Below are 23546 nucleotides of genomic sequence, written 5' to 3' on the forward strand. Positions count from 1 at the left end.
TCACTGCCGTGGCGCCGGGATCTGATCCAGCAACTGCTGGAGCACTTGGTCGACCTCCAACCCGTCGATGTCCAGCTCTGGCGCAATGCGTACCCGATGGCGCAATACTGCCAATGCACAACCCTTGATGTCGTCCGGGGTGACGAATTCGCCGCCGCGCAACAAGGCCCGGGCCCGGGCACCGCGCACCAGTGCAATGGAGGCTCGTGGGCCTGCACCGATAGTCAAGCCCGGCCAGCTGCGGGTGGCGCGGGCCAGTCGTACGGCATAGTCGAGCACCTGCTCATCCAAGGCCAATTCACTGGCGATTTGCTGCAATTGCACGACGTCCTGGGCCTGAAGCACGGTGCGTAATGGCTGCACGTCGAGCATGTCGGCTCGGGACGAGCGGGTGACTTCGCGCACCATATCCAGCTCTTGCTGGGCATCCGGGTAATCCATGCGCACCTTGAGCATGAACCGGTCCAGCTCGGCTTCGGGCAAGGGGTAGGTGCCTTCCTGTTCGATAGGGTTCTGGGTTGCCAGTACCATGAACGGCTGGCCGAGAGGCAGTGCTTCACCCTCAAGAGTGACCTGGCGCTCCTGCATCGCTTCGAGCAGTGCGGCCTGGGTCTTGGCGGGCGCGCGATTGATTTCGTCGGCCAACAACAGATGGGTGAACAGCGGGCCTTTGCGCAACTTGAACTGTTCGCTGTGCAGGTCGTACACGGCATGGCCGGTCACATCGCTGGGCATCAGGTCGGGCGTGAACTGGATGCGCGCGAAATCACCGCCAAAACACCGCGCCAGCGCCCGCACCAGCAACGTCTTGCCGAGGCCAGGTACGCCTTCGAGCAGCACGTGGCCACCGGCAATCAATGCCGTCAGCACATCGTCAATCACCTGGTCTTGGCCGATCACCGCCTTGCGCAGTTCAACGCGCAGATCCTGTGCCTGTCTGCTGGCGTGTTGAAGGCTTTCGGTGGTCAGGGCACTCGCCGTTGGAAAATCACTCATAGGGCATTCCTGAGGGTTTGCAGGCATGCCACCTGACGACTGAAATCGGCGCTGTTAAGCCGTTTTGCCGCAAGTGGTCCGAGGGCCTGGCTGATGACGTGCAAGGGTTGGTGCGTCAGGCGTTCGAGCACCTGCCACTGTTCTGCTGTTTCGAGATGTTCAAAGCCTGGGTGACGACGGCGGGCGGCGCGTTGAATGTCTTGTTGCAATGCACGTAGCAAGGCACCTTGGCCGCCGCGCCGGAGCAGAAAATCGGCACTGGCCTGAAGGTGTTCCTGCAATTGGCGGCGAGCCTTGGGCGCCGGTGCCTGGATAGGACCCTGGCGCATGCCGGCATGCCAGAGTGCCAGGGCTATCAGCGCGACAAGTGCCACCACCGCCTGGGGAAAGTAACGCATCAGCAGGGTGAGCAGGCTGTCCACATCGGTACGGAACAGCAAGGTCACATCCGTGCCCTGGTTCAAGTACCAGAGCAGCCAGGCATTGTCATATTGGCCGATAGCAGCGTTCTTCCATACATCGCTGTCGGTCACCACGGTCACGCTGCCTTGCCCAAAGTCCAGTTGCATCAGGTGGCTGGACTTGGCGCTGTTGGCAGAAAATTGCGCCAGGTGCTTGGGGTCGGTGAGGTTGAAGTCGGTGTCGAAGTTGAAATAGGCCGGAGCGGTTTCATTGTCGACATACAGCTTGGTCAGGTCTGGCGCTTTCTTTTTGTTGCGCGGTGAAGCCGGTTCGTCGAATGCCTCGCTCAATGCCTGATGGATATTCAAGCGATCGAGCAGCAGGTCGCCGCTGGTGCCGGTCTCTTCATCCCACAAGGCTTCGGCAACCACCAACAGATGGCCGCCGGACTTTGCCCAGTCGAGCAGTTGGTTCACCTGGCCTGGCGTCATCGTGCTGCGTTCACCCAGTAACAGCAGGCTATTACCTTTGGGCGGCAGGTCGGCGAGCCCTTCAAGGCTATTGGCATGTGCCACGGCCAGGCCCTGCTGGCGCAGAAAGTGTTCGGCCGCCAGGTAAGGGTTCGCCTGGGCTTCCGGCGATGGCCCCCGGTCGACGACTTCTTCATAGGGGATTGCCTTGTGCCAGGCATAAAACGCACCGGCCCCCAGCAGGCATGCCAGCAACAGTCCCGTCCACAGCAGTAGCCGATTCATCGTGCGGCCCCCGAGCTGAACAGCATACGCCAATCACTGCACAGCTTTTGCTGGGCTGCGGCGGGTGGCAGGCGGTGGCCATAGGCGAGGTTCTGCCAGTGGCGAGTCAGTTCATCACTGAAGGCCAGCAACTGCGGTTGTTGCAGGTGGTGAACGTGCTCCAGGACCTGGCCTTCGGTGTCGGCTTTTTTAAGCGGCAGGTGGAAGTCGTGCAGCAGTCGACTGAGCAATCCGCGATACAGCAGCCCAAGGGCCTCCCTGGGACGCGTCGCCCAGAGTGCTTCGGCGGTGCTGGCGATGTCCTCGGGCAACGTTTCGATGCCCAGATCAAGGCCAAACAATTGAGCAGGAGCCGGCTTGGGCGTTTTGTGCGGGAGAGTGGGGCGTCGGCTGACGAAGGCGCGAAGCCAGTCCCGATAGCGCCAGACCAACAGCGCCAGGCCACCGATCAGCACGCTCCACAGGATGACTTCCAGGCCTTGGGCCGCGTGCTTGAAGTTAGTGCTGTTGAAGCTGTCCAGCAGTGCCTGCAGCCAGGCGGGTAACTTGCCTTCGCTGTGCGTGCGGTTTTTGACGGCGGTTTTTTCCTCGCCGAAGCGGTACCGGGTGACGGTTTCCGGGTTTTTGAAAGGAGGCTTTTCCAACTGTGCCTTGATCGACTGGCTAGCGGCTTGGGTGCTTAGCGGCTTGCTGCTATTGGACTCCCCAGCCAAGGCCGGAGAGCTGGTTTGGATGAGAATCAACCCGACCACCAGCAACATCAACGTCGCAACGTTGGCCAGGCGCTGGCGCAGGCGGCGAAACACCAGTTCCAGGTCCCAGGCTTCCAACAGGGTACGGCGGTTGAGATAAAGGCTGAAGCCGCAGGCAACGTAGATGGGCTCCCAGAACACCAGCACCAGGGCGTAGAACGCGTTGCCCAGGTGTTCCAGCCATAAGCCTTCGGAGGCGGTCGCCAGTGCCAGCCGTTGCCAGTCCCAGTCCATTTCGACCTGTTGGGGAATGAAGAAGTAGAACAGGGCCATGCAGCCGAACCACAGGCCGATTTCCAGATGCATTCCGAGGAGGGTAAGCCATCGTGCAGCCCCGGCGTTGTGCTGTAGCAACACGCCCAGGCGTCGCTGGCGTGCCTGGCCGTCCAACCCTTCGAGTTGGCTGACCGGCAGCAGGAAGCTGCGACTGAGGCTGAACCGGCGCCAGGTCAGGCTGACCAGCAACTGGCCTTTGAGCAGCCTTGGCCAGTGGCGCACCGCGTGTTTGAGGCTTGGGGTGTCACCAAACAGTGCGGTGGACAAGATGTACAGGGGAAGCCGGTCGAAGGCGGGCTTGAGCCACCAGAACAGGATCATGGCGAGCGTGGGGAAGTCCCAGAGCAAAACCGTGAGTAGCGCAAAGACTGGCAAGGTCACCAGCGCCCAACTACTCATCAACAGCCCACGATGCTGGCGAGCCATGAGTACGCCGAGGTCCATGGCTTCCCAGGTAGTACGTGGGCGGATCACGACGCTGGCATCACTCAGGCGCATGAGAGGTCCGCCCGGCAAAGGTCAAATAAGCGGCTACCAGCAACCAGAGTGTGGCGCCCACGAGGTATTTGACCCAGGGCGCGATCGTCGTCGTGGAAGACCAGTACGCTTCGATAAACGCTGCGATCAACAGGAAGATCATGACGCCGCAGAGCATCTGCACGCTTTTGCGTGCGGCCAGGCGCAGGGATTCGCCCCGGGTGAGTGGCCCTGGCGAAATCAACGCCCAGCCCAGTTGCAAGCCTGCCGCACCAGCCAGGGCGATGGCCGTCAATTCGAAGGCACCGTGGCCAATGACGAACGACCAGAACGTCTGGCCGTAACCGATTTCGGTCAGGTGCCCGGAGATTGCTCCGATGATCAAACCGTTGAATATCAGGAAGAACACGCTGCCCAGGCCAAACAGCAGGCCGGCGGCGAAGGTCTGGAAAGCGATGCCGATGTTGTGCATCACGTAGTAGCCGAACATCATCCAGTCTTCGCTGGATGCACGGTCGGCGGCGCGGCCGAGACGGCTGGCATCGGGGTTGTACATGGCTTGCATCTCGGCGACCTGCTGGGGGCTGACGATGCTGTAGATCAGGTCGGGGAACAGATAGACCAGCAAGGCGATCCCCACCAGGCTGGTAAAGAACAGCAGGCTTGCGATCAGCACGAAGCGCCATTGCTCACGTACCAGGCGTGGAAAGCCCGCCAGGATGAAGCCGAGGACATTCGCCGTCAGTTGGCTGCGATGACGATACAACTGCTGATGGCCACGCAGGGCGAGTTGCTGAAGGGGATCGACCAGGTAGCTGCTATAGCCGCGTTCCTGGGCCAGGGCGAGGTGCTGGCACAACCTTCGATAGTGGTGGGGGAAGTCCGCCATGTCACTCGCCTTGGCTTTGCCTTGCTCCAACTGTTTCAACTGCTCGGCAAAGGCCTGCCATTGGCGTTGGTGACGGCTTTCGAAGAGGCTCTGCTTCATGCTGGCCCCAACAGTCCGCGGGCCACGCCATTGAGTTGTTCGACGGCGCGGGCCGGAGACACCTGCAGGGGGGTGGCGAGGATGGAGGCCAGTTCATGCACCCGTTCGGCAGACAGTTCACCCTGGCGTTCGGCAAAACCAAGGATCGCTCGCTGTTCACTCAACTCCAGTGGGAATGGCAGGCGCAACGGCTGGGCTTGAGGCACCTGTGGGCGAGCCAGTGGCTGTTCGCGGTAGATCACCAGCGTGCCTGCGGCCAGGTCGCCAAGGCGCTTGAAATGAGGGTGTTGCAGGCAACTGATGGCACCGAGGAAGTAGCCGAAGGGCAGCATGTCGACAAAACGCAGCAGGTTGCGGATCAGTGACGCGGACCAGCCGACGGGCGTGCCGTCATCCTGCACGACCCTCAAGCCCATGACTTGCTTGCCGGGAGAACTGCCCTGGTTCAGTACTTCGAACAGCACCATGTACCACCAGCTGACCAGAAACAGCAGCAATGAGCCCAGGCCGATACCAATATTGCCCAACAAGGCCAAAGGCACGAGCAGGATACCCATGATCAGCCCGCGTACACCCAGGTCAAAGGCAAAGGCTAGTGCGCGGGGCAGCAAGCCTGCCGGGCGCAAAGGCAGATCGATACCCTCCGGGGTCTCGATCTGGTAGCGGGTATCCAACGGGGCTGATGGCATTGCGATCCTTGGCAGTGCGAAGCGGCTGAGAGACACGGATGCTAGCAGTGTCGACGATGGAAGCAACCATTCAAGTTTTTACTGGGTATTTGTACAGCCATCTATCGCTGGCCTCTGACGCCTTGCTGCGCCTAGACTCTGTCGATCTTTAGTACAGGAACAGCCCGTGACCACCATTTTCTGGTACGACTACGAAACCACCGGCATCAACCCGCGCAGCGATCGCCCGCTGCAGGTGGCCGGGATTCGTACCGACCTCGAACTCAACGAGGTCGGTCCGCCGGTCAATCTTTACTGCCAGCCCAGCGACGACATCCTGCCTCACCCGGCAGCGTGCGCGATTACCGGTATCACGCCCGGCATCCTGGCTGAGAAGGGGCTGGCTGAAGCCGACTTCATGACTCGCGTACATGCAGAGCTGGCCGCCCCGGGAACCTGTGGTGCTGGCTATAACACCCTGCGGTTCGACGATGAAATGACGCGGTACAGCCTGTATCGCAACTTTTTCGACCCCTACGCCCGCGAGTGGCAGGGGGGCAACAGCCGCTGGGATCTGATCGACGTGGTTCGTACCGCCTACGCGTTGCGGCCTGAAGGGATTGTCTGGCCCGAGCAAGATGGGCGCGTCACCCTCAAGCTGGAGCGGCTGACCGAAGCCAACGGCATCGACCATGGTCAGGCCCACGATGCGTTGTCCGATGTGCGTGCCACCATCGCTTTGGCGCGTCTGGTGCGTGAGAAACAGCCCAAGCTGTATGAATGGCTGTTTCAGTTGCGCAGCAAGCAACGGGTGATGGACCAGGTACGCCTGCTGCAACCGATGGTGCACATATCGGGGCGCTTTTCTGCCGAGCGCCATTACCTGGGGGTCGTGCTGCCGCTGGCCTGGCACCCGCGCAATCGCAATGCGCTGATCGTGTGTGACCTGGGCCTGGACCCGCAAGGTTTGCTGGACCTCGATGCGGATACGTTGCGCCGGCGTCTTTACACTCGTCGTGATGAATTGGCCGACGGTGAGTTACCGGTGCCGCTCAAGTTGTTGCATATCAACCGTTGTCCGGTCGTCGCCCCGTTGAATGTGCTGCGTGGGCCAGACCTCCAGCGACTTCAGTTGGATAAGGAAGCTTGTCTGGCGAGGGCACTGCGACTTACTGACGCACAGGAAGTGTGGCGGGACAAGTTGGCGACCATTTATGCCGAGGAAGATTTCGAACCGAGTTCGGACCCGGAGCAGCAGCTCTACGATGGTTTTATCGGTGATCGCGATCGTCGTTTATGTGAACAAGTACGGGCTGCCGAGCCGCTGGAGTTGGCGCGCCAGCAGTGGCCGTTCGATGATCATCGCTTGCCGGAATTATTGTTTCGCTACCGTGCGCGTAACTTTCCTGAAACCTTGAACAGCGAGGAACAACAACGCTGGCAACTATTTTGTCAGCAGCGTTTGTCGAGCGAGGAATGGGGAGCGCCCAATACCCTGGAGGCATTTAAACAGGCCGCGCAGGAGTTGGCTGTAAGTGCTACGCCGCATCAGCGCCAGGTGCTCGACCAATGGCAGGATTATGCCGACTCTTTAGCCGCTCGCCTGAATTTGTAATCGGGTAATAACAAATACCCCAGGCAATAAAAAACGCCAGCAGGCTGGCGTTTTTAATGTGTGGCGTATCAGGCGCAAGCCCGATGAGGCTTAGCCCAGCAGGGTTGCCCAGCCTTCAACCACATCACCGCCCCACTTGGCTTTCCACTCTTTCAGGGTCTTGTGATTGCCACCTTTGGTTTCAATCACTTCGCCGTTGTGCGGGTTCTTGTATTGCTTGACCTTGCGAGCGCGCTTGGTGCCGGTAGTTTTTACAGCGCCACGTGGTGCTTTAACTTTCGACTCTGGATCCAGCAGCGCGATGATGTCACGCAGGGATTTGGAGTATTCACCCATCAGGGCGCGCAGTTTGCCTTCGAATTCCAGCTCGGTTTGCAGCTTGTCGTCTTGGGACAGGTTCTTCAAACGGGCTTGCAGCTCTTTGATAGCTTCTTCGGTGGCACGGTATTCGTTGATCAGAGACATGTGGACTACCTTATGTAGAGCGCGGGTTGACAGGGGGAATGGGCCAATAATAGTCAGGCAATTTCATCAAGTAAACATTTAACAAGTCATTTATGTGAATTACTTTGAATGTTTGTGGTGAAGCTATGCAATCGAGTTAATTAGTAGGTCGTAGCGCTAAAGATAATCGCCGTTGTTTTTTGATATTTCGCAAGGCTTGCCATTTTACGGCCACGTAGTGATCGTAAACCTTACGCTATTAAGGGGCGTGGCCGGCGCGAAGGATCAGAATAAGCCACAAGGAATACTGCAGATTTTCTGCGCAATCGCTAGAATGGCGGCCTTTGTGAAGTTCTGGAGTTTCCCCCTAATGCGCACTTTTCGGCTGGTGATTGCTTGCCCGGACCGGGTTGGCATCGTTGCCAAGGTCAGTAACTTTCTGGCTTCCCACAACGGTTGGATCACCGAGGCGAGCCATCACTCGGACAATCTCAGCGGTTGGTTCTTCATGCGTCACGAGATTCGTGCCGACACACTGCCGTTTGGTCTTGAGGCTTTTCGCGAGGCGTTTGCGCCGATCGCCGAAGAGTTTTCGATGACCTGGCAGATCACCGACACCGAGCAGAAGAAGCGCGTGGTATTGATGGCCAGTCGCGAGTCCCACTGCCTGGCCGACCTGCTGCACCGCTGGCACAGCGACGAGCTGGACTGTGAAATCGCCTGTGTGATCTCCAACCATGACGACCTGCGCAGCATGGTCGAATGGCACGGCATCCCGTACTACCACGTCCCGGTCAACCCGCAGGACAAGGAACCGGCGTTCGCCGAGATTTCCCGCCTGGTCAAGCAGCATGAAGCGGATGTGGTGGTGCTGGCGCGCTACATGCAGATCCTGCCACCGGAACTGTGCCGTGAGTACGCGGGCAAGGTGATCAACATTCACCACAGCTTCCTGCCGTCGTTCATTGGTGCCAAGCCTTATCACCAGGCCTCCCTGCGTGGCGTGAAGCTGATTGGCGCGACGTGCCATTACGTCACCGAAGAGCTGGACGCCGGCCCGATCATCGAGCAGGACGTGGTGCGTGTCAGCCACAGTGACAGCATCGAAGACATGGTGCGTTTCGGCCGTGACGTCGAGAAGATGGTCTTGGCCCGTGGCCTGCGTTACCACTTGGAAGATCGCGTGTTGGTACATGGCAACAAGACCGTCGTGTTCTGATCCAAGGGTTTTGATTGAAGAATGAAGGGCCTGGGCGTTAAATCGTCCCAGGCCCTTTTTCTTTGTTGGGCGTAGAGGTTTGGACCATGAGCGATCCCCTGGACAAAGCCACTTCCAAGGCACCCGCCACCCTGGGAGAGGGCTGTTTGAGCCGGTTTGACCCGGAAGAACTGAGCAGCGACGACGGCACCGAGTTTCCGGGGGCCGCCGAGCTGTGGGAGCAAGAGAAGGGCAAGACCGAACCGGAGGTTAACTAACCCCCACGGGGTTAGATCCGGAAGCTACCCACCAACTGTTTCAAGCGCGCCGCCTGTTGCTCCAGGTCTGCGCAGGCGCGCAGGGTGGATTGCAGGTTTTCGACGCCTTCCTGATTGAGGGTGTTGATCTCGGTAATGTCCATGTTGATCGACTCGACCACCGAGGTCTGCTCCTCGGTGGCGGTGGCCACCGATTGGTTCATGCCATCGATCTCGCCAATGCGTTGGGTCACGCTGTTCAGGCGTTCACCGGCCAGGTTGGCGATCTCCACGCTGTCATGGCTGTGACGCTGGCTTTCACCCATGGTGCTGACCGAATCACGGGCACCGACCTGCAACTCCTCGATCATCTTTTGCACCTGTTGCGCCGATTCCTGGGTGCGATGGGCCAGGTTGCGCACCTCGTCGGCCACCACGGCGAACCCGCGACCCGCTTCCCCGGCACGGGCCGCTTCGATCGCGGCGTTGAGCGCCAGCAAGTTGGTTTGCTGGGAAATGCTGGTGATCACCTCGAGAATCTGCCCGATATTCACCGTCTTGCTGTTGAGCGCCTCGATATTGCTGCTGGAGGCACTGATCATCTCGGACAGCTGATTCATCGCCTTGATGTTGCGCTCCACCACCTGTTGGCCATCTTCGGCCAGGTGCCGTGCATCGCTGGCCTGGTGCGAGGCTTGCGCCGCATTGCGCGCGATTTCCTGGGCGGCGGCACCCAGTTGGTTGATGGCGGCCGCCACGCTGTTGGTGCGGTTGGCCTGTTCATCGGAATTGACCATCGACGAGTTGGAGGCGCTCACCACGCGCAACGCCACTTCATTGACCTGCTCGGTGGCCGAGGACACTTCGCGGATCGACGTATGAATACGTTCTACGAAGCGGTTGAAGGCGTTACCCAAGGTGCCGAATTCGTCGTGGTTCTGGATGGTCAGGCGGCGTGTCAGGTCGCCTTCACCGTCGGCGATGTCTTGCATGGCGCGGGTCATCACGTGCAGTGGTTGCAGCAGGATGCGGATCAGCATGCCGAGCAGGGCGATGATGATCACCACGGCAATGGCCGTGGCAATCACCGCTGAGGTGCGGAATTCGCTGAGCATGGCGAAGGATTTGTCTTTATCCACCGAAATGCCGAGATACCAGTTCACCGAGGGTAGACCCTTGATCGGTGTAAAGGTCACGATGTTGTCCTTGCCGTTGGCCTCGACCTCGCTGAAGCCGGTGCTGATCGTTGGCGTGTTTTTTGGGTACACATCGGCCAGCGTCTTCATCACCAGGTTCTTGTCCGGGTGCACCAGCACCTTGCCATCGGCGCTGACCAGGAACGCATAACCCATGCCGCCGAAGTTCAGCGCGCCAATGTTATCCACCAGGGTTTGCAGGCTCAGGTCGCCACCCACGACACCAATGCTCTGGGCGCCCTGGGTGCTGGGGGTAGCGATGGAAATAATCAGTTTGCCGGTCGCGGCATCGATGTAGGGCTCGGTGAGCGTCGAGCCGTTGCTGGCCTGGGCGCCTTTGTACCAGGGGCGAACACGCGGGTCGAAGCCGTCCGGCATCTTGGTGTCGGGGCGGATGGTGAACGCGCCCTTGCTGTCACCCACGTAGGTCGCCATGAACGAGGAGGTCAGGACTTTCTGCTCCAGCAGCCTGGCAACGGCGGAGGGCTCGGGGTTGATGGCGATGTTTTGTGCGGCGTTTTCAACCAGGGCAATGCGCCCGGTAAGCCAGGTTTGGATGTTGCTGGCGGTGACATCACCCATTTCATGCAAGTAATTGTTGAGGTCGTCGCGAATGGCGTTGCGTTGCAGGTAGTCGTTGTAGAGGGTAAACAGCGCAAAAGCGGCGATGACGATAAGGGAGGCTGCAAGCAGGATTTTGTGGCTGAAGCGCAGATTTTTATTCATGGCTTGTAGGGTCCGCTAAGGTCTTATTATCCGAAGCGCGTCCTTATGGGATGCGCAAAATGGCAGCGTCAAAAAAGGTGTGATATTTCTTGCGATAGCTCCGTTGGTCCCTGTAGGAACTATCCGACCTATTTTTAGACTTTGTGGGTCTCACACCTCTCTATATCGACCTGGCGGCACTAAAGATTAACCAGAGGTGACGAAATGCCTGATACCACGCAACTCCTTATCGGCGCGGGCCTGGACGGCCACCCCGTCGCCCAGGCCATGCGCCTGGCCAACCGTCATGGGCTGATTGCCGGTGCGACCGGCACGGGCAAGACCGTCACCTTGCAGCGCCTCGCGGAAGCCTTCAGTGACGCGGGCGTGGCGGTATTTGCGGCGGACATCAAGGGCGACCTGTGTGGCCTCGGGGCCGCAGCCAATCCGCAGGGCAAGGTGGCCGAGCGCATCGCCGGCATGCCTTTCCTGGGGTACACGGCCAAGGCCTACCCCGTGACGTTGTGGGATATCCACGGGCAATCCGGTCATCCATTGCGCACCACCATCAGTGAAATGGGCCCATTGCTGCTCGGCGCGCTGCTGGAACTTACCGACAGCCAACAGTCAGCGCTCTATGCGACCTTTAAAGTGGCCGATCGCGAAGGCTTGCTGCTGTTGGACCTCAAAGACCTGAAAGCACTGCTCAACCACCTGCGTTACCACCCGGAACTGCTGGGCGACGACGCGGCGCTGATGACCACCGGCTCCAGCCAGGCCCTGTTACGGCGTCTTGCCGTGTTGGAGCAACAGGGCGCGGAAGCCTTGTTTGGCGAGCCAGCCTTGCAGCTGGAAGACATTCTGCAACCCGCCAGTGATGGGCGAGGGCGTATCCACCTGCTCGACGCCAGCCGTCTGGTGCATGAGGCGCCCAAGGTGTACGCGACCTTCCTGCTGTGGCTGTTGGCGGAGCTGTTCGAGCAGTTGCCTGAACGCGGCGATGCCGATAAACCGTTGTTGGCGCTGTTCTTCGATGAGGCCCACTTGCTGTTTGCCGATACGCCCAAGGCGTTGCAGGAGCGGTTGGAGCAAGTGGTGCGGTTGATTCGCTCCAAAGGCGTTGGCGTTTACTTTGTCACACAGTCTCCGGGGGATTTGCCTGACACGGTCCTGGCGCAATTGGGCCTGCGCATCCAGCACGGCCTGCGGGCGTTCACCACCAAGGAACAGAAGTCCCTGCGGGCAGTGGCAGACGGTTTTCGGCCCAACCCGACCTTCGATACCCTGGCGGTGCTGACCGAGCTGGGCACGGGTGAGGCCTTGGTGGGCGCGCTGCAGGAAAAAGGCACGCCGGAAGTCGTCCAGCGCGTACTGGTGGCGCCGCCGCAGTCGCGTATCGGGCCGCTCAGCGAGGCCGAACGCGCCGCGCTGATCGCCAGTTCGCCGTTGCTGGGGCGCTACGACAAGCCGATTGACCGGGAATCGGCCTATGAAGTGCTGATGGCGCGCAAGGAGCTTGGGCCGACCGAAGAGGCCAAGCCGGCTGCCGAAGAGCCGAGCTTTACGGACAAGGCGGGTGCCTTTCTGGGCACCACGGCAGGCAAGGCGCTGAAATCCGCGATGCAGCAGGCGGCCAATCAGATGGGGCGTCAGTTGGTGCGCGGTTTGCTGGGATCGTTGCTTGGCGGCAGCAAGCGCAAGTAACGGTTCAAGCCTTGGGCTTGGCGTGGGCGGCGAGCCGTTCCAGGGCGGCGCGCAGGCCGGGATCACTAATGCCGTCGGCCGTCGCTTGGATGGTTTCGGCGGCATTCACCGACAAGTCCATTGTGTGCCCCACTGCGCCCTGTTGCACGGTGGGCGGCTGCACTTTGAACTGGATGCGCATCAGGTTGGCGAATTCATCGAACGCCATCAATTGACGCTGCAGGCGCTTTTGCTGGTAACGCAAACGCGTGGCCCAATGACCGTCGGTGACAATTAACAGCAAATTGCCTTCGCGCCAGGACGCCACGTGACAATGTTCACGTGCGGCCGGTTGCAATTGGCTTTCGAGCAGGCGTTGCAAATGGCCCAAGCGTTGCGCGTGGCCAAAGATGGCTTTCAACGGCTTGGCTTCGCGGAGCAACACGCTGGGAATGCGAGCTGTATGAGGGCGAAATGCCATGTTTAGACACCTTAAGTAACAGAGCTGCCATCTTAACAGAAAGCGCCCGCAGGCCCCCTGGCAATGCAATGACAGGCCAAAGACCGCAAAATCAATAGGTAACTTCTGCACGCCATGGGTTGAAGTTCCAGCAAAAGCCCTTATTTTAAACAAGCCCTCTCACAGCACCATGCCAGCATCGGGGAACAACGCCACTTTCCTCACCCACGAATCCGGGTAGAATGCGCGTTCGCATGCGGCCGTGAGGGCTGCTCGGGCCACTCACGGTGCGCCCTCCATCCCTATGTGTGGAAGAACCTGCCGATATGTTTGCGCCTTTGTTAAAGAAACTTTTTGGAAGCAAGAATGAGCGCGAAGTTAAACGCATGCTCAAGACGGTGCAGCTGGTCAATGGCTTCGAAGAGCAGATGGTTGCCCTTTCGGACGACCAATTGCGCGCCAAGACCCAAGAGTTCAAGGCCCGCATAGCCAAAGGTGAAACCCTCGACAAGCTGCTTCCCGAAGCCTTTGCGGTCGCCCGTGAAGCCGGTAAGCGTGTCATGGGCATGCGCCACTTCGACGTTCAGTTGATCGGCGGCATGACCTTGCATGAAGGCATGATTGCCGAAATGCGTACCGGTGAAGGCAAGACCCTGGTGGCAACCCTGGGCGTTTACCTCAACGCATTGTCCGGCAAGGGCGTGCATGTTGTGACGGTGAACGACTACCTGGCTCGCCGGGATGCCAACTGGATGCGCCCGCTGTATGAATTCCTCGGCCTGACCGTCGGCGTGGTAACGCCGTTCCAGCCGCCGGAAGAAAAACGCGCGGCCTACGCTGCCGACATCACCTACGGCACCAACAACGAATTCGGTTTCGACTACCTGCGCGACAACATGGCGTTCAGCATGGAAGAAAAATTCCAGCGCGAACTCAACTTTGCCGTGATCGACGAAGTCGACTCCATCCTCATCGACGAAGCCCGTACCCCCCTGATTATCTCCGGCCAGGCCGAAGACAGCTCGCGCCTGTACACCGAAATCAACAAGTTGATTCCGCGCCTGACCCAGCACGTTGAAGAAGTCGAAGGCGTGGTGACCAAAGAAGGTCACTTCACCATCGACGAGAAGACCCGCCAGGTCGAACTCAACGAAGCCGGTCACCAGTTCGTCGAAGACATGCTGACCCAGATCGGCCTGTTGGCTGAAGGCGAGAGCCTGTACTCGGCGCATAACCTGGGCCTGTTGACCCATGTTTACGCCGGCCTGCGCGCCCACAAGCTGTTCCACCGCAACGTCGAATACATCGTGCAGGACGGCCAGGTGGTCCTGGTCGACGAACACACCGGCCGTACCATGCCGGGTCGTCGTTTGTCCGAAGGCCTGCACCAGGCCATCGAAGCCAAGGAAGTGCTCAACATCCAGGCCGAAAGCCAGACGTTGGCGTCCACCACCTTCCAGAACTACTTCCGTCTGTACAACAAACTGTCCGGCATGACCGGTACGGCCGACACGGAAGCGTTCGAATTCCACCAGATCTACAACCTGGCCGTGATGGTCATCCCGCCGAACAAGCCGTTGGCGCGTAAAGACTTCAACGACCTGGTGTTCCTGACGGCCGAAGAGAAATACGCGGCAATCATCAATGACATCAAGGACGGCATGGCCCAGGGTCGCCCGATCCTGGTCGGTACTGCCACCATCGAGACTTCCGAGCACGTGTCCAACCTGCTCAACAAGGAAGGCATCGAGCACAAGGTCCTCAACGCCAAGTTCCACGAAAAAGAAGCCGAGATCATCGCCCAGGCCGGTCGCCCAGGCGCACTGACCATCGCCACCAACATGGCCGGTCGTGGTACCGACATTCTGTTGGGCGGCAACTGGGAAGTGGAAGTCGCGGCCCTGGAAAACCCAAGCCCCGAGCAGATCGCCCAGATCAAGGCTGACTGGCAGAAACGCCACCAGGCCGTGCTGGAATCCGGCGGCCTGCAGGTGATCGCTTCCGAGCGTCACGAATCGCGCCGTATCGACAACCAGCTGCGTGGTCGTGCCGGTCGTCAGGGTGACGCCGGTTCCAGCCGCTTCTACCTGTCGCTGGAAGACAGCCTGATGCGTATCTTCGCCTCGGACCGCGTGAAGAACTTCATGAAGGCCCTGGGCATGCAGTCCGGTGAAGCGATCGAGCACCGCATGGTGACCAACGCCATCGAGAAAGCGCAGCGCAAGGTTGAAGGCCGCAACTTCGACATTCGTAAGCAACTGCTCGAGTTCGATGACGTCAACAACGAACAGCGTAAAGTGATCTATCACATGCGTAATACGTTGCTGGCCGCCGACAACATTGGCGAGACCATCGCTGACTTCCGTCAGGACGTGCTCAACGCCACCGTCAGTGCACACATTCCGCCACAGTCCCTGCCAGAGCAGTGGGATGTTGCCGGTCTGGAAGCGGCACTCAAGAGCGACTTCGGTGTGGACTTGCCGGTTCAGCAATGGCTGGACGAAGACGACCACCTGTACGAAGAGACGCTGCGCGAGAAGCTGATGACCGAGCTGCTGGCCGCGTACAACGAAAAAGAAGAGCAGGCGAGTGCCGAAGCACTGCGCACCTTCGAGAAACAAATCGTGCTGCGTGTGCTGGACGACCTGTGGAAAGACCACCTGTCGACCATGGATCACCTGCGTCACGGTATCCACCTGCGTGGCTACGCCCAGAAGAACCCGAAGCAAGAGTACAAGCGCGAGTCGTTCACGCTGTTCTCCGAGTTGCTGGATTCGATCAAGCGCGATTCGATTCGCGTGCTGTCCCACGTTCAGGTGCGTCGCGAAGACCCGATCGAGGAAGAGGCACGCCTGCGTCAGGAAGCCGAGGCTCTGGCTGCGCGCATGCAGTTCCAGCACGACGAAGCCCCGGGTCTTGAGCAACCTGAAGTGCTGGGCGAAGAGGTCGATGTGGCCCTGGCTCAGACGCCGGTTCGCAACGACCAGAAGCTGGGCCGCAACGAACTGTGCTGGTGCGGTTCGGGCAAGAAGTTCAAACACTGCCACGGCGAAATCAACTAAGATTTTTGCCTGACGCTGCAACACCCCGCGCCGCGACCGGCCTTTGCCGTCGCGGCGTTTTGCCATTAATTTCACCGTCGCTCACGACGGCACAGATATCACCTCATTTTTAAGGAGCGCATTCATGGCTGTTGGTCTTGGTCCTTTGCCCACATTGCACCCGGTTGCCGGTTTTGAACTCGGTATCGCTTCGGCCGGCATCAAGCGCCCGGGGCGCAAGGATGTGGTGGTGATGCGCTGTGCCGAAGGTTCAACCGTCGCTGGCGTGTTCACCCTCAATGCGTTCTGCGCAGCGCCGGTGATCCTGGCCAAGCAGCGTGTAGCCGGCAACATTCGTTACCTGCTGACCAACACTGGTAATGCCAACGCCGGTACCGGCGAGCCAGGCCTGGTGGCCGCTGCGCGCACCTGCGCCAAGCTGGCCCAACTGACGGGCGTGGATGCCAGCCAAGTGCTGCCGTACTCCACCGGGGTGATCGGCGAGCCGTTGCCTGTCGAAAAAATCGAAGGTGCCCTGCAAGCCGCACTGGACGACCTGTCTGTGGATAACTGGGCTGCCGCTGCCACCGGCATCATGACCACCGACACCCTGCCAAAAGGCGCGAGCCGCCAGTTCGTGCACGACGGCGTGACCGTCACCGTGACCGGCATCAGCAAGGGCGCGGGCATGATCCGTCCGAACATGGCCACCATGCTCGGCTACATCGCCACCGACGCCAAAGTCTCCCGCGACGTGCTGCACAGCCTGATCCTGGACGGCGCCAACAAGTCGTTCAACCGCATCACCATCGATGGCGATACCTCCACCAACGACTGCTGCATGCTGATCGCCACCGGCCAGGCCAACCTGCCGGAAATCACCGAGGCCAGCGGCCCGCTGTTCGCCGCGTTGAAGCAGGCGGTATTTGAAGTGTGCATGGACGTGGCCCAGGCCATCGTGCGTGACGGCGAAGGCGCCACCAAGTTCGTCACCGTTGAAGTCAATGGCGGCGGCAACCACCAGGAATGCCTGGACGTGGGTTACACCGTGGCGCACTCGCCGCTGATCAAGACCGCGCTGTTCGCCTCTGACCCGAACTGGGGCCGTATCCTGGCAGCCGTCGGCCGTGCCGGCGTGCCGGACCTGGACGTGAGCAAGATCGACGTGTTCCTCAGCGGCGTGTGCATCGCCAGCCGTGGCGCCCGTGCCGAGACCTACACCGAAGCCCAGGGCTCGGCGGTGATGCAACAGGAAGAAATCACCATCCGCATCGAGTTGGGCCGCGGTGAGTGCAGCGAAACCATCTGGACCACCGACCTGTCCCACGAGTACGTGAAGATCAACGCGGAATACCGTACCTAAGAGGATAAGCGCGGTGAAACGAGTGCATGTAGCAGCAGCGGTGATCCGCGGTGTCGACGGCAGGATCCTGCTGGCGCGCCGCGCCGATACCCAGCATCAGGGCGGTCTCTGGGAGTTTCCCGGGGGCAAGGTGGAGGCCGACGAATCGGTCGAAACCGCACTGTCCCGCGAATTGCAGGAAGAGCTGGGCATCCAGGTCACCACGGCACGCCCGTTGATCAAAGTACAGCATGACTACCCGGACAAGCAGGTGTTGCTGGATGTCTGGGAAGTCTCGGCCTTTACCGGCGAACCCCATGGTGCCGAAGGGCAGCCGTTGGAATGGGTGGCGCCGCGAGACCTGATCAACTATGAATTCCCGGCTGCCAATGCACCGATCGTTGCAGCCGCGCGTTTGCCGGCCGAGTACTTGATCACGCCTGGCGAGCTGGAAACCCCCGCATTGTTGCGCGGTATCCAGAAAGCCATTGCTGGCGGCATCAAGCTGGTTCAACTGCGAGCGCCCAATGGCTACGACCCCAAGTACCGTGACCTGGCGGTGGATGCAGTGGGGCTGTGCGCAGGCAAGGCGCAATTGATGCTCAAAGGGCCATTTGAATGGTTGGGGGATTTCCCCTCGGCGGGCTGGCACATGACCTCGGCACAACTGCGCAAATACGCGAGCAAAGGCCGGCCGCTGCCCAAGGACCGCTGGTTGGCGGCTTCTTGCCACAACGCTGAAGAACTGGCGCTGGCCGAGTTGATGGACGTGGATTTTGTCACCCTGTCACCGGTGCAACCGACCCAGACTCATCCTGACGCGCAGCCGTTGGGTTGGGAGCAGGCGGCGCAGTTGATCAGTGGGTTCAGCAAGCCGGTGTTTCTGCTGGGTGGGGTGGGGCCGGCTGAGCGGGAGCAGGCTTGGGACGCTGGGGCTCAGGGTGTGGCTGGCATTCGGGCGTTTTGGCCTGAGGTTTGATGCGGCCTTAACGACGCCATCGCCGGCAAGCCGGCTCCTACAGTTGAAATGCATTCCCCTGTAGGAGCCGGCTTGCCGGCGATGGCGCCAGACCAGTCAACACACAATCCTCAGTGGGGCTTGGCCGCCGCCTGCCACAACACCTCCGCCACACCCTGGCGCCGGGCAATCACCCGCGCTGCGACAAACAGCAAATCCGACAGCCGATTGATATACGCCAAACCCACGCCTTCCAACGGTTCCACCGCATTCAACTGCTGACACCGTCGCTCTGCACTGCGCGCCAGGCTGCGGCATACATGGGCTTGGGCGATCAGCGCCGAACCACCGGGCAGGATGAAGTTCTCCAGCGGCCCCACTTCCTCATTCCAGCGGTCAATCGCTGCTTCCAGCCGATCCACTTCCGCCGCGTTCAACGCCTTGTACACCGGCATCGCCAGCTCACCGCCCAGATCGAACAAGCGATGCTGGCAAGGCGTAAGCACTTCGATCACATCCTTCAGTTCCGGGTGCTTGCCGCTCTGTTCTTCCAGGTTGGCCAGCAGCAACCCCAACTGACTGTTCAGCGTATCGACCTCGCCAATGGCCTCCACCCGTGGGTGGTCCTTGGGTACGCGACGGCCATCGCCGAGGCCGGTTTCGCCCTTGTCGCCGGTACGGGTGTAGATCTTCGACAGGCGAAAGCCCATGGTCAGTGCTCCAGTTGGGTAAGTTCGTAGGGGGGCAGTTGGCTGCCGGCCAGGGGCAGACGCAGGGTAAAGCACGTGCCCTGGCCCGGTGTGGAGTGCACTTCCATCTGGCCCTTGTGGTTGTTGGTGATGATGAAGTACGACACCGACAGCCCAAGCCCGGTGCCCTGGCCGATCTCCTTGGTGGTGAAGAACGGCTCGAAGGTGCGCTTGCGCACGTTTTCGCTCATACCGATGCCGTTGTCTTCCACCTGGATCTCCGCCCACGGCGGGTTGAGGCGGGTGCGCAGGATGATGCGCCCCGGCTCGCTGTCGTCTTCGCGCAGGTGGATCGCCTGGGCGGCGTTTTTCAGCAGGTTGAGCAGCACCTGTTCCAATTCGTTGGCGGTGCCGGGCACCGGGCCCAGTTGCGGGTCGAACTGGCGAATGATCGCCTGGCCCTTGAAGTCGAAACCGATGGTCAGGTCGAAGTCGTTACCGGCGATCTCTACCGCTTGGTCAATCAGCGCGGGCAGGTCGCACGGCGCCATCTGCCGGTTGCTGCGCCGGCTGAAACTGAGCATGTGGGTAACGATCTTCGCTGCCCGTGCACCGGCTTGCTGGATGCCATCGAGCAACTGCGGCACCTCACGGCTTTGCAGGTAGCGGTTGACGGTGTCCAGCTCGATGCCGGCTTGTTCGGCGTGCTCCAGGTTCTTGGGCAAATCGGGGGACAGACGGCGGCGGATGTTCTGTACGTTGTGCAGGATTGCGCCCAGGGGGTTGTTGATCTCATGAGCCATACCGGCGGCGAGGCCACCGACCGAGAGCATTTTTTCCGACTGCACCATCATCTCTTCCAGGGACAGGCGCTGGGTAATGTCGTCGATACGGATCACCACGCCGCGCCCGGCTCCGCCCATCAGCGGGTAGAAGGTCAGGGCGTAATGCTTGGGCTCATCATCCTTGACCCAGGTGACCCGCTCGATTCGCTCCACCGTGTGTTGCTCGACGGTGGCCTTGATTTGCGGCAAATAGGGCTTGAGCGGCTGGAAGGCCAGGAAAATCGGCTGGTTCAGGGCTTCATCCAGGCGCGTACCGGAAAGCGCGCTGGCTTCCTGGTTCCATTGGGTCACGTAGAGCTGTTCGTCCAGGGCGATCAACGCCGAGGGCATCGAATCGATGATGCTGTTGAGGTAGTTCTGGAAGCCGGTGAGTTTTTTCTCGATCTTGCTGCGCACCTGGACTTCTAGTTCCAGCTTGCGGTTGGTGTGGCGGGTTTCTTCGGCCAGGCCCTGAGCCTGGTCGTAGGCGGCCTGGGAATCGTCCCTGGCACGCTTGAGTTGCTGCTCGCGGGCTTCGATGCGCGAGAGCATGGTATTGAAGGCTTCGGCCAGGCTGCCGATTTCGTCGTGGTTGCCGCGGCCGGCGCGCAGGGCGTAGTTCTCTTCGCGGGTGACCTGGCGCGACAGTTCCTCCAGTTCATGGATCGGCCGGGTGATCAGGCGCTTGATTTGCCGGGCGATGATCAGCCACAGCAGCACGCTGAAAATCAGGATGCCCAGGCTGGCGGTCAAGGTGCCGGTATAGAAGGCCACCGGCAGCTCACTGCTGGCCACCAGCAGCAAGTGTCCGGAAGGCTGGCCGGCGCGGGGTAGGGTAATGACTTGGTTGCTGCGAAATTCGGTGACGCGCCAGGCTTCGATATGCCGGTAGTTGTCCGGCAGGTGCAGGCGATCGCCGTGTTGCATCTGCGCCAGGCGGTTGCCTTCGCCGTCGTACAGTGCGGCCGCGCGCAGCGGTGAATAGCTGGTCAGTTCGTTAAGGAGCGCGTCGGCCTTGGCGGGGGATTCGAGGGCTTCGGCGGCGAGGGCCGGGTTGGACACCAGCCGACCAATGGCCTGGAGGGCCTGGGGGGCCATGCTTTCCTGGGAGATCCAGTAGGCCGCACTGATGAACGTCAGGTTGGCCACCAGCAACACGGTGGTGAGCAGCACCAGTAAGGCGGCCAGCAGTTTCTGCCCGACCGGTAGGTTTTCTAGACGCTGGCGCAGTGGCATCAGGTTTTTCGCAGGCAATAGACAAGTGGGCAGGGTAGCGCGTGGTTCAGTCGCTGGGCAATCCGCGTGCGAGCAACTGCTCGACCAGGCGGGCTTGCACCTGTTGCAGATGCGGCAGGACCAATTGATGGCGAGCCGCCGCGAGGCAGGCGTACCCCAGAAGGTAGCTGATTTCGGTGCGCCGGGCGTTGGCCACGTCCTGATACATCGAGGAGTAGTTGGCGGCGGTGGCCTGGATTACCCGTTCCACTTCGCTGTGCAGATCCCGGGCGGCTTCGGGTTGGCCGCAGCATTCCAGCAGCTCGGCCAGCTCCGCACACAGGGTGGCCACCTCGCACTGGTGGGCTTGCAAGCCGCCGTTGCGGCATTGGTACAGCACAGTCAGCGGGTTGATGGCGCAATTGAGGGCCAGTTTGCGCCACAGGCGGGTGAGGATGTCGGTGCTCCATTCGTGGGGTATGCCAGCTGCTTGCAGGTCTTCCAACAATAGAGGCGGTGTCGGGTGGGCAACATCGCCCAGCCACGTATAACCGTGACCGGCGAACACCACGCGCCAGTCGCCGTCGCGAAATGCGCCTTCGGTGCTGGAGGCGAAAATGCAGCGGGCCTGGGGCAACTGGGCGGCCACCGCGTCCTGGCTGCCGAGGCCGTTTTGCAGCAGGATCAGTTCGGCGTCCGGTACAAGCCGGTGCTGCAGTTGTGCGACGGCGCTTTGGGCGTCGTAGGCTTTGCACGCCACCAGCAGGCGATGAATCGGCCCAGGGCTGTCAGGTGTTTCGCCGATTACCGGGTAGGTGTGCGAGACGCCTTGTTCCACCAGGGTCAGGCCTTCTCCCGCCTGGTAGCTGGCCAGGCGCGCTTCATCACGCAGGATCAACCGGACGGGCACGCCCGCACGGGCCAGGCGTGTGGCCCAGAGTGTGCCCAGGCTGCCCGCGCCGAGAATGTGCCAGGTGGTCGACATCTGTTTGTGCTCCGTTGGGTCGCCCACGATGAACGGGGCGAAAGAACCGCTATAATGCCCCGGCATTTTAGCTCGGGCGCGCTCCATCTCTACTGAGCCCGCCCCTTATATTGGAGAAATGACATGCCTTCGTTCGACGTGGTATCCGAACTGGACAAACACGAAGTCACCAACGCCGTCGAGAACGCCGTCAAGGAACTGGACCGTCGCTATGACTTGAAAGGCAAGGGCAGCTTCGAGTTCAAGGAAAAGGAACTGACTGTCAACCTGACCGCTGAAGCCGATTTCCAGCTGGAAGCGATGATCGAAATCCTCAAGCTGTCCCTGGTCAAGCGCAAGATCGATGCGCAATGCCTTGAAATCAAGGACGCCTACGCCTCCGGCAAGCTGATGAAGCAGGAAGCCATCCTCAAGGAAGGCATTGATAAAGAGCTGGCGAAAAAGATCGTGGCCCACATCAAGGATGCCAAGCTGAAGGTTCAGGCCGCTATCCAGGGTGAGCAAGTACGTGTCACCGGCAAGAAGCGTGACGACCTGCAAGAAGCAATCGCTGCCTTGCGTGCCAAGACCTTCGACATGCCGCTGCAGTTCAATAACTTCCGCGACTGATGGCCATTTGGGGAACCTGAGGACGTTTTTGGCGTCCCACGCCCCAGAGCCATTGCCTACTCTTGAGCCCTACGGGGCTCAATTGCATTTTTGGGCGCCTGAAAATACCGAACGTCCGCTAGACAGGAGAATGTAGATGGATTTGAACGCTGAAGTGGATCACTTGATCAAGACCTCCGAGTCGTGGATCCCGATGATCATGGAATACGGCAGCCGGTTTTTGCTGGCGGTGATCACCCTGGCCATCGGCTGGTGGCTGATCAACGTATTGACTCACCGCGTGGGGCGTTTGCTCGCCCTGCGCAATGCAGACCTGGCGCTGCAACACTTCATCACCAGCCTGGCGAACATTGCGCTGAAGGTCATGCTGGTGGTCAACGTGGCGTCGATGATCGGCGTGGCGACCACCTCGTTCGTTGCCGCGATCGGTGCCGCCACCTTGGCCATTGGCTTGGCCTTGCAAGGCAGCCTGGCGAACTTCGCCGGTGGCGTGCTGATTCTGTTGTTCCGCCCATTCCGCATTGGTGACTGGATCGAAGCCCAGGGCACGTCGGGTACCGTCGACAGCATCCAGATCTTCCACACCGTGTTGCGCACCGGTGACAACAAGACGGTGATCATCCCCAACGGCAGCTTGTCCAACGGCTTGATCACCAACACCAACCGTCAGCCGACTCGTAAAGTGGTGTTCGACGTGGGCGTGGACTATGACGCCGACCTTCAGAAAGCCCGTGAAGTGCTGCTGGAACTGGCCAAAGACCCACGCGTACTGGCCGACCCGGCTGCGGTGGCGGTGGTTTCGACACTGGGTGACAGCTCGATCACGGTCTCCCTGCGCTGCTGGACCAAAACTCCAGATTACTGGGATGTAGTGTTCATGCTGAATGAACTTGCACGTGACCGCTTGAAGGCCGCCGGGATTGATATTCCATTTCCACAGCGGGTTATTCGAGTGATGCAGGAAAGTGTTACGAAGTAACTAAGTGCAAGGGCCTCGAACTTGGCCAAAAG

The 23546-nt window shown here is 60.3% G+C and carries 20 protein-coding genes and 1 pseudogene; 9 read left to right on the forward strand and 12 right to left on the reverse strand.

Features of this window, described 5'->3' with window-relative positions; translation table 11 throughout:
* From AC07SU_RS11830 to AC07SU_RS11850, 5 genes are read right to left on the reverse strand one after another with little or no spacing between them, the layout of a single operon-like run.
* Window positions 1-996: an AAA family ATPase gene (locus tag AC07SU_RS11830; RefSeq protein WP_494997118.1), complete on the reverse strand. Its 996-nt coding sequence runs from the start codon at window positions 994-996 to the stop codon at window positions 1-3.
* Window positions 993-2153 carry a DUF4350 domain-containing protein gene (locus AC07SU_RS11835; RefSeq protein ID WP_494997119.1) on the reverse strand — a complete coding sequence of 387 codons (1161 nt, stop codon included), beginning with the start codon at window positions 2151-2153 and terminating at the stop codon, window positions 993-995. Before AC07SU_RS11835 ends, AC07SU_RS11830 begins: the two co-directional genes overlap by 4 nt.
* Window positions 2150-3679 carry a DUF4129 domain-containing protein gene (locus tag AC07SU_RS11840; protein WP_494997120.1) on the reverse strand — a complete coding sequence of 510 codons (1530 nt, stop codon included), beginning with the start codon at window positions 3677-3679 and terminating at the stop codon, window positions 2150-2152. Before AC07SU_RS11840 ends, AC07SU_RS11835 begins: the two co-directional genes overlap by 4 nt.
* Entirely contained in the window at window positions 3666-4646 is a 981-nt protein-coding gene (locus AC07SU_RS11845; RefSeq protein ID WP_494997121.1) for a stage II sporulation protein M, read from the reverse strand. The genes AC07SU_RS11840 and AC07SU_RS11845 overlap by 14 nt, the downstream gene beginning before the upstream one ends.
* Complete coding sequence (locus AC07SU_RS11850; protein WP_494997122.1) at window positions 4643-5335, reverse strand: RDD family protein; 693 nt, start codon at window positions 5333-5335, stop codon at window positions 4643-4645. The genes AC07SU_RS11845 and AC07SU_RS11850 overlap by 4 nt, the downstream gene beginning before the upstream one ends.
* 166 nt (window positions 5336-5501) lie before the next feature.
* On the opposite strand from AC07SU_RS11850, the gene sbcB reads away from it, so the two are divergent.
* Window positions 5502-6929: an exodeoxyribonuclease I gene (gene sbcB / locus AC07SU_RS11855; protein WP_494997123.1), complete on the forward strand. Its 1428-nt coding sequence runs from the start codon at window positions 5502-5504 to the stop codon at window positions 6927-6929.
* Between the two features lie 90 nt (window positions 6930-7019).
* Here sbcB and mvaT read toward each other — a convergent pair whose 3' ends face one another.
* On the reverse strand, window positions 7020-7394 hold the full coding sequence (gene mvaT, locus AC07SU_RS11860) for a histone-like nucleoid-structuring protein MvaT (protein ID WP_016970296.1): 375 nt from the start codon (window positions 7392-7394) through the stop codon (window positions 7020-7022).
* A gap of 349 nt (window positions 7395-7743) precedes the next feature.
* On the opposite strand from mvaT, the gene purU reads away from it, so the two are divergent.
* Together purU and AC07SU_RS11870 are read left to right on the forward strand one after the other, a co-directional pair.
* Window positions 7744-8592, forward strand: a complete 849-nt coding sequence (gene purU / locus AC07SU_RS11865) for a formyltetrahydrofolate deformylase (RefSeq protein WP_494997124.1) — start codon at window positions 7744-7746, stop codon at window positions 8590-8592.
* Between the two features lie 86 nt (window positions 8593-8678).
* On the forward strand, window positions 8679-8849 hold the full coding sequence (locus tag AC07SU_RS11870; protein WP_494997125.1) for a hypothetical protein: 171 nt from the start codon (window positions 8679-8681) through the stop codon (window positions 8847-8849).
* A gap of 11 nt (window positions 8850-8860) precedes the next feature.
* Here the strand turns inward: AC07SU_RS11870 and AC07SU_RS11875 are convergent, their stop codons facing one another.
* On the reverse strand, window positions 8861-9625 hold the full coding sequence (locus tag AC07SU_RS11875; protein ID WP_371319318.1) for a methyl-accepting chemotaxis protein: 765 nt from the start codon (window positions 9623-9625) through the stop codon (window positions 8861-8863).
* 93 nt (window positions 9626-9718) lie between these two features.
* Window positions 9719-10750, reverse strand: a pseudogene (locus AC07SU_RS11880) (HAMP domain-containing protein); the annotation flags it as partial.
* Between the two features lie 204 nt (window positions 10751-10954).
* On the opposite strand from AC07SU_RS11880, the gene AC07SU_RS11885 reads away from it, so the two are divergent.
* Window positions 10955-12433, forward strand: a complete 1479-nt coding sequence (locus AC07SU_RS11885; RefSeq protein WP_494997126.1) for a helicase HerA-like domain-containing protein — start codon at window positions 10955-10957, stop codon at window positions 12431-12433.
* A gap of 4 nt (window positions 12434-12437) precedes the next feature.
* Here AC07SU_RS11885 and AC07SU_RS11890 read toward each other — a convergent pair whose 3' ends face one another.
* The gene (locus AC07SU_RS11890; RefSeq protein WP_176994324.1) at window positions 12438-12893 is read right to left on the reverse strand and encodes a DUF721 domain-containing protein; all 456 of its coding nucleotides are present in this window, start codon (window positions 12891-12893) and stop codon (window positions 12438-12440) included.
* Between the two features lie 305 nt (window positions 12894-13198).
* Here AC07SU_RS11890 and secA point away from each other — a divergent pair, with 305 nt between their 5' ends.
* The 3 genes from secA (at window position 13199) to AC07SU_RS11905 (ending at window position 18234) form a co-directional block, all read left to right on the forward strand.
* Window positions 13199-15934 (forward strand): preprotein translocase subunit SecA, encoded by a 2736-nt coding sequence (gene secA, locus AC07SU_RS11895; RefSeq protein WP_176994323.1) that lies wholly within the window; start codon window positions 13199-13201, stop codon window positions 15932-15934.
* 124 nt (window positions 15935-16058) lie between these two features.
* Window positions 16059-17276 carry a bifunctional glutamate N-acetyltransferase/amino-acid acetyltransferase ArgJ gene (argJ, locus tag AC07SU_RS11900; RefSeq protein ID WP_176994322.1) on the forward strand — a complete coding sequence of 406 codons (1218 nt, stop codon included), beginning with the start codon at window positions 16059-16061 and terminating at the stop codon, window positions 17274-17276.
* A gap of 13 nt (window positions 17277-17289) precedes the next feature.
* Window positions 17290-18234, forward strand: coding sequence for a Nudix family hydrolase (locus AC07SU_RS11905; protein WP_176994321.1), 945 nt, complete (start codon window positions 17290-17292; stop codon window positions 18232-18234).
* Between the two features lie 110 nt (window positions 18235-18344).
* Here the strand turns inward: AC07SU_RS11905 and AC07SU_RS11910 are convergent, their stop codons facing one another.
* From AC07SU_RS11910 to AC07SU_RS11920, 3 genes are read right to left on the reverse strand one after another with little or no spacing between them, the layout of a single operon-like run.
* Window positions 18345-18923, reverse strand: coding sequence for a cob(I)yrinic acid a,c-diamide adenosyltransferase (locus AC07SU_RS11910; RefSeq protein WP_494997127.1), 579 nt, complete (start codon window positions 18921-18923; stop codon window positions 18345-18347).
* 2 nt (window positions 18924-18925) lie between these two features.
* Window positions 18926-20962 (reverse strand): sensor histidine kinase, encoded by a 2037-nt coding sequence (locus tag AC07SU_RS11915; protein ID WP_176994319.1) that lies wholly within the window; start codon window positions 20960-20962, stop codon window positions 18926-18928.
* 46 nt (window positions 20963-21008) lie between these two features.
* On the reverse strand, window positions 21009-21926 hold the full coding sequence (locus AC07SU_RS11920) for a putative 2-dehydropantoate 2-reductase (protein WP_494997128.1): 918 nt from the start codon (window positions 21924-21926) through the stop codon (window positions 21009-21011).
* A gap of 123 nt (window positions 21927-22049) precedes the next feature.
* On the opposite strand from AC07SU_RS11920, the gene AC07SU_RS11925 reads away from it, so the two are divergent.
* Window positions 22050-22535, forward strand: a complete 486-nt coding sequence (locus AC07SU_RS11925) for a YajQ family cyclic di-GMP-binding protein (RefSeq protein ID WP_010208088.1) — start codon at window positions 22050-22052, stop codon at window positions 22533-22535.
* Window positions 22536-22671: 136 nt separating this feature from the next.
* Entirely contained in the window at window positions 22672-23514 is an 843-nt protein-coding gene (locus AC07SU_RS11930; RefSeq protein WP_176994317.1) for a mechanosensitive ion channel family protein, read from the forward strand.
* The last annotated feature ends 32 nt before the right edge of the window (window positions 23515-23546 follow it).

Source organism: Pseudomonas sp. GW821-FHT05H12, assembly GCF_059419385.1.

Excerpts from the sequence above, each read along its gene's own strand:
- AC07SU_RS11830 (WP_494997118.1), bottom strand. The coding sequence starts at position 996 with ATGAGTGATTTTCCAACGGCGAGTGCCCTGACCACCGAAAGCCTTCAA.
- AC07SU_RS11835 (WP_494997119.1), bottom strand. The coding sequence starts at position 2,153 with ATGAATCGGCTACTGCTGTGGACGGGACTGTTGCTGGCATGCCTGCTG.
- AC07SU_RS11840 (WP_494997120.1), bottom strand. The coding sequence starts at position 3,679 with ATGCGCCTGAGTGATGCCAGCGTCGTGATCCGCCCACGTACTACCTGG.
- AC07SU_RS11845 (WP_494997121.1), bottom strand. The coding sequence starts at position 4,646 with ATGAAGCAGAGCCTCTTCGAAAGCCGTCACCAACGCCAATGGCAGGCC.
- AC07SU_RS11850 (WP_494997122.1), bottom strand. The coding sequence starts at position 5,335 with ATGCCATCAGCCCCGTTGGATACCCGCTACCAGATCGAGACCCCGGAG.
- mvaT (WP_016970296.1), bottom strand. The coding sequence starts at position 7,394 with ATGTCTCTGATCAACGAATACCGTGCCACCGAAGAAGCTATCAAAGAG.
- purU (WP_494997124.1), top strand. The coding sequence starts at position 7,744 with ATGCGCACTTTTCGGCTGGTGATTGCTTGCCCGGACCGGGTTGGCATC.
- AC07SU_RS11870 (WP_494997125.1), top strand. The coding sequence starts at position 8,679 with ATGAGCGATCCCCTGGACAAAGCCACTTCCAAGGCACCCGCCACCCTG.
- AC07SU_RS11875 (WP_371319318.1), bottom strand. The coding sequence starts at position 9,625 with ATGGTCAATTCCGATGAACAGGCCAACCGCACCAACAGCGTGGCGGCC.
- AC07SU_RS11885 (WP_494997126.1), top strand. The coding sequence starts at position 10,955 with ATGCCTGATACCACGCAACTCCTTATCGGCGCGGGCCTGGACGGCCAC.
- AC07SU_RS11890 (WP_176994324.1), bottom strand. The coding sequence starts at position 12,893 with ATGGCATTTCGCCCTCATACAGCTCGCATTCCCAGCGTGTTGCTCCGC.
- secA (WP_176994323.1), top strand. The coding sequence starts at position 13,199 with ATGTTTGCGCCTTTGTTAAAGAAACTTTTTGGAAGCAAGAATGAGCGC.
- argJ (WP_176994322.1), top strand. The coding sequence starts at position 16,059 with ATGGCTGTTGGTCTTGGTCCTTTGCCCACATTGCACCCGGTTGCCGGT.
- AC07SU_RS11910 (WP_494997127.1), bottom strand. The coding sequence starts at position 18,923 with ATGGGCTTTCGCCTGTCGAAGATCTACACCCGTACCGGCGACAAGGGC.
- AC07SU_RS11915 (WP_176994319.1), bottom strand. The coding sequence starts at position 20,962 with ATGCCACTGCGCCAGCGTCTAGAAAACCTACCGGTCGGGCAGAAACTG.
- AC07SU_RS11920 (WP_494997128.1), bottom strand. The coding sequence starts at position 21,926 with ATGTCGACCACCTGGCACATTCTCGGCGCGGGCAGCCTGGGCACACTC.
- AC07SU_RS11925 (WP_010208088.1), top strand. The coding sequence starts at position 22,050 with ATGCCTTCGTTCGACGTGGTATCCGAACTGGACAAACACGAAGTCACC.
- AC07SU_RS11930 (WP_176994317.1), top strand. The coding sequence starts at position 22,672 with ATGGATTTGAACGCTGAAGTGGATCACTTGATCAAGACCTCCGAGTCG.